Below are 13,393 nucleotides of genomic sequence, written 5' to 3'. Positions count from 1 at the left end.
CATCAGGCCAGATCGACGCCGCGCCGCTCCGGAATCAGCGCGAGCAACGCCACGATGTCGATGAGGTAGAGCAGTGCAAGTCCTGCGATCGCGGTCGGAAAGCCATAGGCGGCGCTGATGATGCCGACGACCAGCGGACCGAAGCCGGCCACCGCCCGACCGATGTTGAAGAACACGTTCTGCGCGGTGGCGCGCGCTGCGGTCGGATAAAGCTCACTCATCAACGCGCCGTAACCGCCGAGCATGCCATTGACGAAGAAGCCCATCACGGCTCCGCCGATCAAGAGCGCAGCAGCGGTCGTGAGCTGCGAATAGACCACCACCATGACGGCCGCACCCAGCATATAGGTCAGAAACGTCGCGCGGCGGCCAAAACGGTCGGCCGCATGACCGAACAGGAAGATGCCGAGCGCCATGCCGGCGATGGTGCCTGAGGTCCAGACCGCCGATTGCGTCAGGCCATAGCCGAACCGCATCGAGAGATAGTTCGGCAGCCAGATCATGATGCCGTAATAGCCGAAATTCTGCACCGAACAGAGGATGATCATCCCGATACCGATCCGGGTCGTCTCCGCATCGGCCACGAGCGCGCGAAGTGACGAGCCAGCACTCTCCGCCTTTGCCTTGTGCGCAATGAAGACGTCAGGCTCGTGCAGCTTGCGCCGGATCACGTAGGCGATCAACGCCGGAAACACGCCGAGCGCAAACATCCCGCGCCAGCCGATGATCGGCAACAGCACCGGTGTCACCAGCGCCGCCGTGAGCACGCCGAACTGCCAGCCCAGCCCGACATAGGACGTGGCCCGCGCGCGTTTGCTCGCCGGCCAGACCTCGGCCACCAGCGCCATGCCGATGCCGAATTCGCCGCCGAGACCAATACCGGCGATGGCCCGATAGGCCAGCAGGTCCCAATAGCCCTGCGCCAGCGCGCACAGGCCGGTGAAGACCGCGAACAGCACGATGCTCCAGGTCAGAACCCGCACGCGGCCAAGCCGGTCCGACAGCACACCGAAGATGAGACCGCCGACGACCGCGCCGACCAGAGTGCCGGTCACCAGCGAGGCCGCCTGCGGCTGCGTGAGGTGAAGGTCTTTCGAAATCGCCGTCAGCATGAAGCCGAGGATGAGCAGGTCGAACCCATCCATGGCGTATCCGAGCGCCGATCCCCACAGCGCCCGACGTGCTTCCACGTCCTGATCGCTCGCACGCGCCATCTCCACCGCGCCGAGAGTCGCATCCTGTACCTGGCTCATGCATCCCCCTACGCCAGCCGATCCCTTGCGATCAAGACCCCGAAGATCTATGCACCGCGCAACTTAGACGAGGTGACACGCCACGAAATGCCCGCCCGCGCCTTCCTTCAGCTCCGGGGCGGATTCGGCGCAGCGCGGCTGGGCAATCGGACAACGGGTGTGGAAGTGACAACCCTGCGGCGGCTTCATCGGGCTCGGCACGTCACCCTTGAGGCGGATGCGGTTGCGCTTGAGCTTGGGATCGGGCACCGGCACCGCGGAGAGCAGCGCCTTGGTGTAGGGATGCTGCGGATTGCGATAGAGATCGCTCGCCTTGGCCAGTTCGACGATACGGCCGAGATACATCACCGCGACACGGTCGGAGATGTGCTCGACCACCGACAGGTCGTGTGCCACGAACAGATAGGTGAGGTTGAGCTCGGCCTGCAGATCTTCCAGCAGGTTGATGACCTGCGCCTGGATCGAAACGTCGAGCGCGGAGACCGGCTCGTCGCAGACGATCAGCTTCGGCTCGACCGCGAGCGCACGCGCGATCACGATGCGCTGGCGCTGGCCGCCGGAGAATTCATGCGGATAGCGGCGCATGTGCTCGGCCTTGAGGCCGACCTTGACCAGCAGGCCAGCCACGCGCTCCTCGCGCTCTTTGGCGTTGGCCGCGAGCTTGTGGATGGTAAAGGCTTCGCCGAGAATGGAGCCGACCGTCATGCGCGGATTGAGCGAGGCGAACGGATCCTGGAACACCAACTGCATGTTCCGCCGCATCGCGCGCAGGTCGTTGCCGTCGAGCTTGCCGACGTCCTGGCCGTCGAACACGACCTCGCCCTCGGTCGGCTCGATCAGGCGCAGCACACAGCGCCCCGTCGTCGACTTGCCGCAGCCGGACTCGCCGACGAGACCGAGCGTCTCGCCGCGATTGACCGAGAACGACACGCCGTCGACGGCGTAGACGGTAGCAACCTGGCGCGACATCAGGCCGCCGAGCACCGGGAAATGTTTCTTCAGGCCGCTGACGCGCAGCAAGGGCTCGCTCATGCCGCGCCTCCCAACTGCGGATCGCCGAGGTGGCATGCCATGCGATGGCCGGGCGCGATCTCGCGCAGCAGCGGCTCCTTCGCTGTGCAGACGTTCATGGCGAACTTGCAGCGCGGCGCAAAGCGGCAGCCGACCGGCGGATTGATCAGGATCGGCACCGAGCCGCCGATCGCCTCGAGCCGCGTCTTGTGCGCGCTGTCGAGATCGATGCGCGGGATCGAGCGGATCAGCCCCTGCGTATAGGGATGGCCCGGATCGGCGAAGAGCGCGTCGACACCAGCTTCTTCCACCACCTTGCCGGCATACATCACGACGACACGTTGTGCCGTTTCGGCGACGACACCCATGGCATGGGTGATCAGCATCACCGCCATGCCGAAGCGCTCCTTCATGTCCTGCAGCAAATCGAGGATCTGAGCCTGGATGGTGACGTCGAGCGCGGTGGTCGGCTCGTCGGCGATGATCAGCTTGGGCTTGCAGGCGAGCGCCATCGCGATCATCACGCGCTGGCGCATGCCACCGGAAAACTGATGCGGATAATTGTGCACGCGGCCCTCGGCGTTCGGGATCTGCACCAGCCTCAGCATCTCGATGGTACGCTCGAGCGCCTGCTTCTTGGTCACGGCCTCGTGCCGGCGCAGGCTCTCGGCGATCTGCTCGCCGACCGTCAGCACCGGATTGAGCGAGGTCATCGGCTCCTGGAAGATGAAGCCGATCTCCTTGGCCCTGATGTCGTCGAGCTGGTTGCTCGTCAGCGGCACCAGGTCGCGCCCCTCGAAGATGATCTCGCCGGCCGCGATGCGGCCCGGTGGCATCGCGATCAGCTTCAGGATCGACATCGCAGTGACGGTCTTGCCGCAGCCGGATTCGCCGACGACGCAGAGCGTCTCGCCCTTGTTGATGGTGATGTCGACGCCGTCGACAGCCTGGAGGATGCCGTCATCGGTGGAGAAGTGGGTCTTGAGACCTTTGATCTCGAGCAGCGCCGCCATCAGATCACCCGTCGCGCATCCAGCGCGTCACGCAGACCGTCGCCGATGAAGTTGATGGCGACGACCGCGATGAAGATCGCGCCGCCGGGAAACAGGGCCCAGTGCGGGCCGATGTCGAGAAAGTCCTTGGCGTCGTACAGCAGCCGGCCCCAGGTCGGGGTGTCAGGCGGGAAGCCGAGGCCGAGGAAGGACAGCGTCGATTCCGCGATGATCGCGGCGGCCACGTCGATGGTGCCGGCGATGATCACCGGACCGAGCGCATTGGGAAGGATGTGCTTCACCACCTGACGCACCGGGCTCGCACCGAGCGCGCGCGCGGCCTCGACGAACTCCTTCTCGCGGATCGACAGGAACTGAGCGCGGACGAGACGCGCCACCGGCATCCAGCGCAGGCCGCCGATCACGAGCACGATCAGGATGAAGATGCCGCCCTCGGGGCCGAACACCTGCTTCAGCCCGTCGCGGAACAGATAGATCAACAACAGCAGCAGCGGCAGTTGCGGCAGCGACAGAAACAGGTCGGTCAGCCACATCAATCCGTACCCGAGCGCGCCGCGGGACATGCCGGCGAGCGAACCAATCAGCGTGCCGATGAACACCGACACCAGCATCGCGGCGAGCCCGACGGCGAGCGAGATACGGCCGCCATAGATCATGCGGGCGAGGATGTCCTGACCGAGATCGTCGGTGCCGAAGGGGTGGGCGAACGACGGCCCCTGCAGGCCCGCCACGATATCGATGTCGTCGATCTTGACGCGCCAGACGAAGGGGCCGGCCACCACCGCCAGAATCAGGATGAGGAGCAGAAACGCGCTGACCACGGCAAGCCTGTGCCGGCTGAAGCGCCGCCACGTTTCGCGCCAGGGCGAGTAAACGCGCCGCTCAGCGGAAGGAGATGCGAGGGTCAAGCCAGCCATAAAGGACGTCCGCGATGAGATTGAACAGCACCACGAGGCACGCGAAGACGAAAGTGACGGCCATCACCACCGGCGTGTCGTTGGAAAGGATGGAGGAGATCAGGAGCGAGCCGATGCCGGGAATGCGGAAGATCTGCTCGGTGACGATGGCGCCGCCGAACACCGCCGGCATCTGCAGCGCGATCAGCGTCACGACCGGGATCATGGCGTTGCGCATCACGTGCTTGACGATGACCTTGGTCTGGCCGAGGCCCTTGGCTCGCGCGGTCGTGACATAGTCGAGCCTGATGACGTCGAGCATCGCCGAGCGTACGAAACGCGTCATCGAGGCCGCCTGGAACAGGCCGAGCACGGCCACCGGCATGATCGCCTGCCGGATCATCTCCAGCACATAGTTGATACCGGTGGCCTTGATGTCGGTGGAGTAGACGAACGGCAGCCAGTCCAGCGTCACCGAGAAGATCAGGATGAACAGGATGCCGGTGAAGAAGGTCGGCAGCGAGAAGCCGACGAAGGCGAGCGTGTTCGCGACCTGGTCGAACAGCGAATAGGGTTTTGTGGCGGCATAGACGCCGACGGGAATCGCGATCAGCAGCGCCAGGATCTGCGCCGAGCCGATCACGTAAAGCGTGGCCGGCAGGCGCTGCAGGATGAGCGTGTCCACATTCATCCGGCTGACGAAGGAGAAGCCCCAGTCGCCGTGCAGCATGGCGTTGAGCCAGTGCAAATAGCGAAGGTAGATCGGATCGTCGAGGCCGAACCTCGCCCGAAGCGCGGCTTGCACCTCGGGCGGCACGTTCGGATTGGTCGCGAGCTCGCTGAAGGGATCGCCTGGCGCAAGCGCCAGGACGACGAACAGGACCAGCGAGATTCCGAGCAGGCTCGGAATCGCGATCATCAGACGACGCAGGACGTACTGACTCATGAGCGAATAATCCGCTTAGACGCCCGTGCTCAGCCCTCGCGATACCAGTCCTGGATGTTGTCAGTCCGGTTGGCCCAGCCCGAGATGACCGGTCGCAGCGTATTGGCGCAGGCATCAACCGTAAGACGATGCATCACCGGGATGAACACGGTGTCCTGCCACAACATGTCGTTGCACTTGATGTAGAGCGCGGCGCGCTTGACCGGGTCGATCTCGGTCTCGGCCGCATCGATGGCGGCATCGTAGTCCTTGTTGACCCAGCGCGGGAAGTTCTGCCCCTGCCATTTGTTGTCTTTGCTGGCCACCTGGCTCGAGATGTAGCGCTTCATGTGCAGCGCCGGATCCGGCTGCGTCATCGGGATCTGGAATTCCTCGATGTCGGCGTAAAACTTCGAGTAGGTGTCGGGATTGGCTACGTCGGAAGAGAAGAACACCGAGGCGACGACGGATTTTAGTTCGACGTCGATTCCGGCTTTCTGACAGGCCTGCTTGACGATGGCCTGGGTCTTCTGCCGTGGACCGTTGGTCGAGGTCTGGTAGAGAAGCTTCAGCTTCTTTCCGTCCTTCTCGCGGATGCCGTCCGCGCCGGCCTTCCAGCCGGCCTGCTCCAGCAACGCGATCGCCTTGTCGACGTTGAACTCCCATTTCGTGTTCTTCGACACGAAGTCGTCGGGGCCATTGAGGTAATTCGAGGTGGTGCGTCCGGCCCGGCCGTAGATGGCCTTCTTCACGGAGGCGCGATCGACCAGTAGCGCGAGCGCCTGGCGCACCGCGGGATCCGACAGGGTCGGGTGCTTGGTCTTCATCGACGACCGCTCGCCGTCGACCTCGGTATTGGGATCGGTGAAGTTGATGGCGATGAACTCGATGTCGCCGCCCACGGCATAGGTGGTCTTGCCCTTACCGCCCTTCTCGAGACGCAGCAGCACCTCGTCCTCGACCTGCATGTTCCAGGCGAAATCGAATTCTCCGGTCTGGATCACGGCCCGGGCTGCGGAGACGGCATCGCCGCCGCCCTTCATGTCGATCGTGTCGAAATACGGTCTGTTGGGCATGTGATAGTCCGGATTGAGCTGGCCGCGGACCAGATCGCCCGGCTTGAACTCGACGAATTTGTAGGGGCCTGTCCCGACAGGAGCCAGGTTGGTCGGCGCCTCGCGGGATTTCGATCCCTTGTAGTCCGCAAACAGATGTTTCGGAATGACGCAGCCGTAAGCGCCGACGAACGCATTGGCCCAGAACGGCGTAGGCTTGTTGAACAGAAGGCGGATGGTCAGGTCATCCACCTTTTCGACGGTCAAGTCACTGTAGGCCGTGATGGAGACCGCCGCGGTCGCGGGGTCGCTGGCATAGGCCCAGGTAAATACGAAATCATCGGCCGTCAGGGGCTTGCCGTCATGCCATTTGACGCCAGGCTTGATCTTCCAGGTCACCGACTTGCCGTCGGCTGCGAGGCCGCCATTCGCGACCGAGGGGATTTCGGCGGCAAGGATCGGATTGAGGTGACCGTCGATGTCCCAGCTTGCGAGCGGCTCGTAGAACAGGCGCGAGCCGTCCTGATCCTTGGTGCCGGTGGCAAAATGCGGATTGAGCAAGGTCGGGCCCTGCCACCACAACAGCTTGAGCGGGCCGCCACCACCGCGCTTGGTCGGAGCATACGGAGACGGGCTCTGGGCCATGGCTACGCCGCCGAGCGCAAGTATCTGGTTGGCGAGGGGCGCGGTGAGGCCGACCGCGGCCAAACGTTTGATGAAGGCTCGGCGATCCATCCGCCCGTCCTTCACGTCACCGATCATCGAACGCAGTTCTTTGTCCAGCATGGTTGTCCCCCGTCTGGTCCCGGATGGATTGCAGGCGACCGCGGGAAGGCCGCCTGATTTTCGCTGGCGGTAGATGGCACACTGAATAGGGCGCACGTCAACTGCGACCGTGTGTATGCAAACGGTGTTCTGGCTGTCCGTTGAGCAAAACTTCGCTTCCAAGCCCAACGGTTCGGCATTCCGGCGTCAAAATCCGCCGGAAACCAAGTTGCACTGCGACAAATTTGTTCGCGAGATCAGACGAAGTATCGAGATGGAATTCTACGCCACGGACATCGTGAGCGGCGGCGCGACATGGTCCGGCAGCGGGCAGACATAAGGCGTCTTGGCGGTCCGTTTCGTCAGATCGGCCTTCGCAGCCTTGATCAGTTCCGGCTCGGTCAACGCCTTGATTCCGAGGCCGGCCATGGCCTTGGCCGCCTGCACCATGGCCTTGTGGGCATGCGGGCTCTTGCCCTGTGCCACCACCTGCCAGGTGTGGAAAGGCGTGCCGATTGCAACCGTTGGTGCGTGAACCTGCACGGTCGGCACAACCCAGCTCACATCGCCCACGTCGGTCGAGCCGACCAGCGGGTTGCGCTTGGCATCGAGCGGCACCAGGAAGTCGGCGAGCGGCCGATCGGTCGGCTCCATGCCGATCGCGTAATAGACCGACGCGATGTCCTTCTCGGTCAGCGTCGCGCGTATCTGGCTGGCAAAGCCCTTGTCCGTATCGTCGAAATGCGGCGGTCCGAGCTCTTCCATGACCCGATGCAGCGCCTGCTCCAGCGGTGTGTTCGGCAGGATATTGGAGACCGCGGAGATGATCTTCATCTCGACCTTGGTCTCGGTCATCAGGGCAGCGCCCTCAGCGATCTTGCTGACACGCCCGACCAGTTCGTTCATGCCGGGAAGGTCGCGGGCACGAATGGAATAACGCACGCGGGCATGGGCCTGCACCACGTTGGGGGCGATGCCGCCGGTATCGAGCAGCGCGTAGTGAACGCGTGCGTCGCTCGGCATGTGCTCGCGCATGTAGTTCACACCGACGTTCATCAGCTCGACCGCATCGAGCGCGGAGCGGCCGAGATGGGGCGAAGCCGCCGCATGCGAGGTGCGGCCGGTGAAGATGAAGTCGGCGCGCGTATTGGCGAGCGACGGGGTGACCGCGACTTCCCAAAAGCTGTGCGGATGCCAGGTGATGGCGATATCGGCGTCCTCGAACGCGCCGGAGCGCACCATGAAGGCCTTGGCCGCACCGCCTTCTTCCGCCGGGCAGCCGTAATAGCGCACCCGGCCGGGCACCTTGTTCTCGGCGAGCCAGTCCTTGACCGCGGTCGCAGCCAGCAGCGCCGCAGAGCCGAGCAGATTGTGACCGCAGCCATGGCCATGCCCGCCGGTCTCGACCGGACGGTGCTCGGCAACGCCCGCCTCCTGGCTCAGTCCCGGCAGCGCGTCATACTCACCCATGAAGGCGATGACCGGACCTCCTTCGCCCCATTCGCCCATGAGCGCGGTCGGAATGCCTGCCACCTTCTCGGTGATGCGGAAACCCTGGTGGCGCAGCTCGGCGAGATGCTCGGCCGCGGAACGCGCCTCGGTGTAGCAGACTTCGGGCATGCCCCAGACCTTGTCGCTCAGGTCGATGAAACGTCCCTTGATGGTGTCGATGCCACGCCAGATGTCGCTGCGATTGTCCATGGTTCGGTCCGTGATCTCTTGGTCAAACGAAGCGGCAATGGTTAGCAGCTTCACCGGACCCCGCCTAGCACCTCGCCGGACACCAGCCATGCGACCGCTGCCGGATCAGGCAATCGTCAACCGGCTTTAGGCGAACGATTCCTGTCATATTCGCAAATCGCGTCACCAGTCTGGAATAGTTGCGGTCAAGCCTTTCAAGACGGCCTCCTCCGGCGTAAATTATGCTTGCTTCGCGCGTCGTCCCGCAGCCACGGCGGAGCAATGCTCTCAGCCAGGAGAACTCCATGCCCGCTCTGACTGAATGGAGAGTGCCGCCGGCCAACCAGCCGCATGCGAGCGATTACGATTTCGATCTCGACCGCGTGCTCGCATCCGTCGTTGGCTTGCACGCCATCATCCCGTCGGATGCCTTCACCGCCGAAACTCTCGGCACCGAACGCGCCGGCAACGGCGTCGTGATCGATGACGGGCTGGTTCTCACCATCGGCTACCTCATCACAGAGGCCGAGTCGGTATGGCTGCATCTCGGCGACGGCCGCGTGGTGGCGGGACACGTGCTCGGCTTCGATGGCGTCACCGGCTTCGGCCTGGTCCAAGCGCTCGGCCAGCTCGAGATCGAACCGCTGCCGCTCGGTTCCTCGGCAGAGACCCGGCTCGGCGACAGCGTCGTGGTCGGCGGCGCCGGTGGGCGGACGCGATCGGTCGCGAGCCAGGTCGTCGCCAAGCAGGAATTTGCCGGCTACTGGGAGTATCTGCTCGACGAGGCATTGTTCACCTACCCCGCCCATCCGAATTGGGGCGGCACCGCGCTGCTCAACGACCGGGGCGAATTGATCGGCATTGGTTCGCTCCAGCTCGAGCGCGAACGCGACGGCAGGGCCGAGCACGTCAACATGATCGTTCCGATCGACCTCTTGAAGCCGATCCTCGACGATCTCCGCAAGTTCGGTCGCGTCAACAAGCCGGCGCGGCCGTGGCTCGGACTCTACTCGACCGAGATCGACAACCGCGTGGTGGTGATCGGGACCTCCGCCAACGGTCCTGCCGCCCGTGCCGAGCTCAAGACCGACGACATCATTCTGGCGGTGGACGGCGACAAGGTCACGAGCCAGACGGCCTTTTACAAGAAGTTGTGGGCGCTCGGCACCGCCGGGGTCGACGTGCCACTCACCGTGCATCATGAAGGCGTCACCTTCGACGTCACGGTCACGTCGACCGACCGCTTCAAGCTTCTGAAGGCACCGAAGCTGCACTGACCAGACCGAACTGACGCCAAGCAAAGGAAGCGGCGATGACCGAGGCCGTCATTGACGACATCGTGGCCGTGCTGCCGCCGCTGCTCGATGCGCTCGAAGCGCTCGGCTATTTCGCCCGGCATTTGCATCCGCCGGCTTTCGGCTCGGTGATGAACACAATCGGCGCGCCTGATGATGCGCTGCAGACGACACACGCTGCCATCGGACAATGGCCGGAGCAGTTCACCGGCCTGCGCGAACGGCTCGATCGCAGCTGCAACGAGACGCTCGCCGCCTTTGCCGGGATTCGCGACGTCGAGCGCGGCAATGGCGATCTCGTCGCGGTGTTCCGCGCGCTGCGCCATCTGCCGCGCGCCCAGGAGGCGCTTTATCCGCTGTCGCTGCAGTTTCCGCCGGTCAGCAATTTCTTCCTGAATCCGGCCGCCCGCGGGAACAGCGATCTGCTGACGCTGCTCGAAGCCGGCGCGGGGGACAACACCGGTATCCTGCACGATCACAACGAGCCCGGCAGCCGCGGCGGCTTCTCGGTGTATGTGCCCGAATATTACACAGCCGATCGAGCCTGGCCTCTGGTGATCGCGTTGCATGGCGGCAGCGGCAACGGACGTGGTTTCCTGTGGAGTTGGCTGCGCGATGCCCGCAGCCTCGGCGCGATCCTGGTCGCGCCAACGGCGACGGGACAGACCTGGGCGCTGATGGGCGACGACACCGACACGCCGAACCTCATGCGCATCCTCGAAACCGTGCGCAGCCGCTGGAGCATCGACCCCTCGCGCATGTTGCTGACCGGCATGAGCGACGGCGGCACCTTCTGCTATGTCAGCGGGCTCGATGGCGCCTCACCGTTCACTCATCTCGCTCCGGTGTCGGCAACCTTCCATCCGCTGATGGCTGAAATGGCCGACGCCACGCGCCTGCAAGGGCTGCCTGTTTTCATCACCCACGGCAAGCTCGACTGGATGTTTCCCGTGCAGAGCGCGCGGCAGACGCAAGCCGCACTCACGGCCGCCGGCGCTGACGTCACCTATCGCGAAATCGACGATCTCAGTCACACCTATCCCCGCGAGATCAACGCGGAGCTGCTGGATTGGCTGAACGAGGGATGAACCAGCCGTCCTTACCTGCGCCGCACTGTCGCGGAACCATCACTCCGGGCCGACGTTATCGCCCGTCACCGGAGGTTCGCATGCAGACTTTTTTCGGAATGATTTTGGGCGCACTGCTGCTCGCTTGCGGCGTCTATGTCTATGACTCCATGCAGACGTCGTCAGTCGCCAATGGCGAGGTCGCGACCAGCAATCGCACCATCGTGAACTGGGATGTCGCGAAAGCCGATTGGGATCTGCTGCGCGATCGTGCGCACAAGGATTGGGTCCGGATCTCGTCGAAGTAGTCTTCCGTCGACCTGACATGAACAAGGCGCCGTCGCGGGTCCGCGGCGGCGCCTTTGTCTTGTCTGCGACCAGCGCAGCGATAGGTCAGTTCATCTTGGCCTTGCGCGCATCTGCAATGACCTGCTCGAACTCGCTCATGCTGAGCACACCCGGCACGCGGTACTTGCCGACGATGAAGGACGGCGTGCCACGGAAGCCAAAGGCTTCGGCCTGGTCGTTGTTGCGCTTGAGGATCGCCTCGATGTCCTTGCCGTGCGCGTTGAGGTCGCTCTTGAGGCGGTCCATGTCGACCCCGGCGGATGCGAGCAGCTCGTTGACGCGCGACTCGGTCAGGCGCGAGCTGACGCCCATCATGGCGTCATGGGCCTGATGGTACTTGTCCTGGAATTTCGCGGCCAGCGCGATCCGCGCCGCCGTCACCGAGACGGGCCCGAGAATCGGCCAGTCCTTCAACACCAGCCTGACCTTGCCGTCGTCCTGGATAACCTGGCGCAGCTCCGGCTCGAGCTTGCGGCAATAGGGACAATTATAGTCGGACCACTCGATGATGGAGATGTTGCCATCGGGATTGCCGGCGACGGGAACGTCGGGATCACGCAGCACCTTGGCTTCGGTCAGTACCTCATCATCTTCGGCAGCCGCACGCGCCAGGGTCATACCGCCGGCCGCGAAGGCGCCTACGCCGATCAACGTCAGCGCCGTACGGCGCGTCGGCCGAAGGCCTCCATCAAGGCCCTTATTCCTAAATCCAGCCATATCTCGTCCCGTTTCGGTCCCATCTCTGCAGATACGCGTCGGAACCGGGAAATGTTACGCCCCATATAGAGTGTCACGGGGACGATGTCATCGCAGCAGCAGCGTGGCGGCGGGCGGGCTCCGCGAACGAGTGCATGGGGCCGTTCAGGCTAGGCCTGGATCGTATTCGTCGCCTGAAAAGCGAGTCTTCCTTCATGAATGACGCAAGAGCGACGTCTGGGTCGCGGCCGGATCTACCGAGCTCGCGATCCGGCAGTGGGCCCGCGGAAGCGATCGCAGCTGGTGCCGAAACTGGCCGAGAGGCCATTGGACTAAACAAGTGGCCGGAGCTTGGCTCCGGCCTCGGCGTCATTTCGAAACCTCAGGCGGCGCCTTTCAGCTTCTTGTTGCATTCGCTGTAATAGCCGCCGCCCTTTTCGATCCACTTCATGCCGCCATTGCCATTGGTGGCCTTGTTGGCGTTGTACTGGTCGACACAGGTGTGCAGGCGCGCCTTGCCGGCCGTCTCCTTGGCATATTTCGGATCGACCGCGTTCGGGAAGATCGCGGGGCCGGCTGGCACGGCCGGCGCCGGAGCAGCAGCGGGCGCTGCCTCCTTCTTGGCCTGCTTCGGCTCGGCAGCAGGCGCAGGCGCGGCCGCAGCCGGTGCAGCGGCCGGCGTCGCATCAGCCCCGCACTGGGCCTTGCGGAAGTCATTCCACTTCATGGTACCGAGCGAGCCGTCCTTCTTGGCCGCCTGATATTTCGCGCTGCACTCCTGCGAGGTCAGCGCCTGGGCCGGCGCGCTCGCCACCAGCGCGGCAACGCCCGACACCGCAATTGCACACAACAATTTGGCTTGAATGGTCATCCTTGGTCTCCCTCCGGGAAGCAAAACGAGGGTTGCTATCCTAGCGTGTCGACGCCTTCCGACAAGGAAGCGATGGGGGCCGGGGCCAAAATATAGTGCCCGCGCCGTTCAGATTATTCATGTCGCGTTCAGCAACGCGGGCCGAGGTTTGCGTCCCTTCGCAATTCCCGCAAGAAGAGTGCAACACCATGACCCTCGCCTCCCGCCTCGCCGTCGTTGCCATTGCCTCCCTGTTCGCCACCGGCACGGCTTACGCCCAGACCGCGGCGCCGGCCGCCAAGACCGATGCCACCACGACCGCCGACAAGAAGGCGCCGAAGGAGCACTCGGCCGAATCCCTCGAATGCTCCAAGCAGGCGGACGCCAAGGGCCTGCACGGCAAGGAGCGCAAGAAATTCCGCTCCGAGTGCATCAAGACCGCCAAGGCCGGCGCCGCGCCTGCCGCCGCCGCCGCCGACAAGAAGTAAATCCGTCACATTTCTCTCCTCGCCTTTGGCGAGAGGCGCGCGCATTGCGGC

The 13,393-nt window shown here is 64.0% G+C and carries 13 protein-coding genes; 4 read left to right on the top strand and 9 right to left on the bottom strand.

Going from position 1 to position 13,393, the window contains the following annotated elements; genetic code table 11:
- Positions 1 to 2 precede the first annotated feature (2 nt).
- The 7 genes from BM222_RS20325 to BM222_RS20295 all read right to left on the bottom strand — a co-directional run bounded on the left by BM222_RS20325 (position 3) and on the right by BM222_RS20295 (position 8,619).
- Positions 3 to 1,253, bottom strand: a complete 1,251-nt coding sequence (locus BM222_RS20325; protein ID WP_244547194.1) for an MFS transporter — start codon at positions 1,251 to 1,253, stop codon at positions 3 to 5.
- 63 nt (positions 1,254 to 1,316) lie between these two features.
- Entirely contained in the window at positions 1,317 to 2,285 is a 969-nt protein-coding gene (locus BM222_RS20320; RefSeq protein WP_092230884.1) for an ABC transporter ATP-binding protein, read from the bottom strand.
- Entirely contained in the window at positions 2,282 to 3,277 is a 996-nt protein-coding gene (locus BM222_RS20315; RefSeq protein ID WP_092230881.1) for an ABC transporter ATP-binding protein, read from the bottom strand. The genes BM222_RS20320 and BM222_RS20315 overlap by 4 nt, the downstream gene beginning before the upstream one ends.
- A complete protein-coding gene (locus tag BM222_RS20310) occupies positions 3,277 to 4,194 on the bottom strand; it encodes an ABC transporter permease (RefSeq protein ID WP_092231021.1) in 918 nt (305 codons plus the stop codon). The genes BM222_RS20315 and BM222_RS20310 overlap by 1 nt, the downstream gene beginning before the upstream one ends.
- The gene (locus BM222_RS20305) at positions 4,160 to 5,119 is read right to left on the bottom strand and encodes an ABC transporter permease (RefSeq protein WP_092230877.1); all 960 of its coding nucleotides are present in this window, start codon (positions 5,117 to 5,119) and stop codon (positions 4,160 to 4,162) included. Before BM222_RS20305 ends, BM222_RS20310 begins: the two co-directional genes overlap by 35 nt.
- Positions 5,120 to 5,148: 29 nt before the next feature.
- On the bottom strand, positions 5,149 to 6,939 hold the full coding sequence (locus BM222_RS20300; protein WP_092230874.1) for a peptide ABC transporter substrate-binding protein: 1,791 nt from the start codon (positions 6,937 to 6,939) through the stop codon (positions 5,149 to 5,151).
- 261 nt (positions 6,940 to 7,200) lie between these two features.
- Positions 7,201 to 8,619 carry a M20 family metallopeptidase gene (locus tag BM222_RS20295; RefSeq protein ID WP_177243333.1) on the bottom strand — a complete coding sequence of 473 codons (1,419 nt, stop codon included), beginning with the start codon at positions 8,617 to 8,619 and terminating at the stop codon, positions 7,201 to 7,203.
- Positions 8,620 to 8,903: 284 nt separating this feature from the next.
- Between BM222_RS20295 and BM222_RS20290 the strand changes: the two genes are divergently transcribed.
- The 3 genes from BM222_RS20290 (at position 8,904) to BM222_RS20280 (ending at position 11,268) form a co-directional block, all read left to right on the top strand.
- Entirely contained in the window at positions 8,904 to 9,875 is a 972-nt protein-coding gene (locus BM222_RS20290) for a S1C family serine protease (protein WP_092231018.1), read from the top strand.
- Between the two features lie 35 nt (positions 9,876 to 9,910).
- On the top strand, positions 9,911 to 10,981 hold the full coding sequence (locus BM222_RS20285; protein ID WP_092230868.1) for a carboxylesterase family protein: 1,071 nt from the start codon (positions 9,911 to 9,913) through the stop codon (positions 10,979 to 10,981).
- Between the two features lie 80 nt (positions 10,982 to 11,061).
- Positions 11,062 to 11,268: a hypothetical protein gene (locus BM222_RS20280; RefSeq protein WP_092230865.1), complete on the top strand. Its 207-nt coding sequence runs from the start codon at positions 11,062 to 11,064 to the stop codon at positions 11,266 to 11,268.
- Positions 11,269 to 11,353: 85 nt separating this feature from the next.
- Here the strand turns inward: BM222_RS20280 and BM222_RS20275 are convergent, their stop codons facing one another.
- Together BM222_RS20275 and BM222_RS20270 are read right to left on the bottom strand one after the other, a co-directional pair.
- Entirely contained in the window at positions 11,354 to 12,025 is a 672-nt protein-coding gene (locus BM222_RS20275; protein ID WP_092230862.1) for a DsbA family protein, read from the bottom strand.
- Between the two features lie 361 nt (positions 12,026 to 12,386).
- Entirely contained in the window at positions 12,387 to 12,875 is a 489-nt protein-coding gene (locus BM222_RS20270) for a hypothetical protein (RefSeq protein WP_092230859.1), read from the bottom strand.
- 188 nt (positions 12,876 to 13,063) lie between these two features.
- Here BM222_RS20270 and BM222_RS20265 point away from each other — a divergent pair, with 188 nt between their 5' ends.
- Entirely contained in the window at positions 13,064 to 13,342 is a 279-nt protein-coding gene (locus BM222_RS20265) for a PsiF family protein (RefSeq protein WP_092230856.1), read from the top strand.
- Positions 13,343 to 13,393: the final 51 nt, after the last annotated feature.

This window comes from Bradyrhizobium sp. Gha, assembly GCF_900113735.1.
Lineage (GTDB): Bacteria > Pseudomonadota > Alphaproteobacteria > Rhizobiales > Xanthobacteraceae > Bradyrhizobium.
This window is presented reverse-complemented; position numbering and strand designations above follow the sequence as displayed.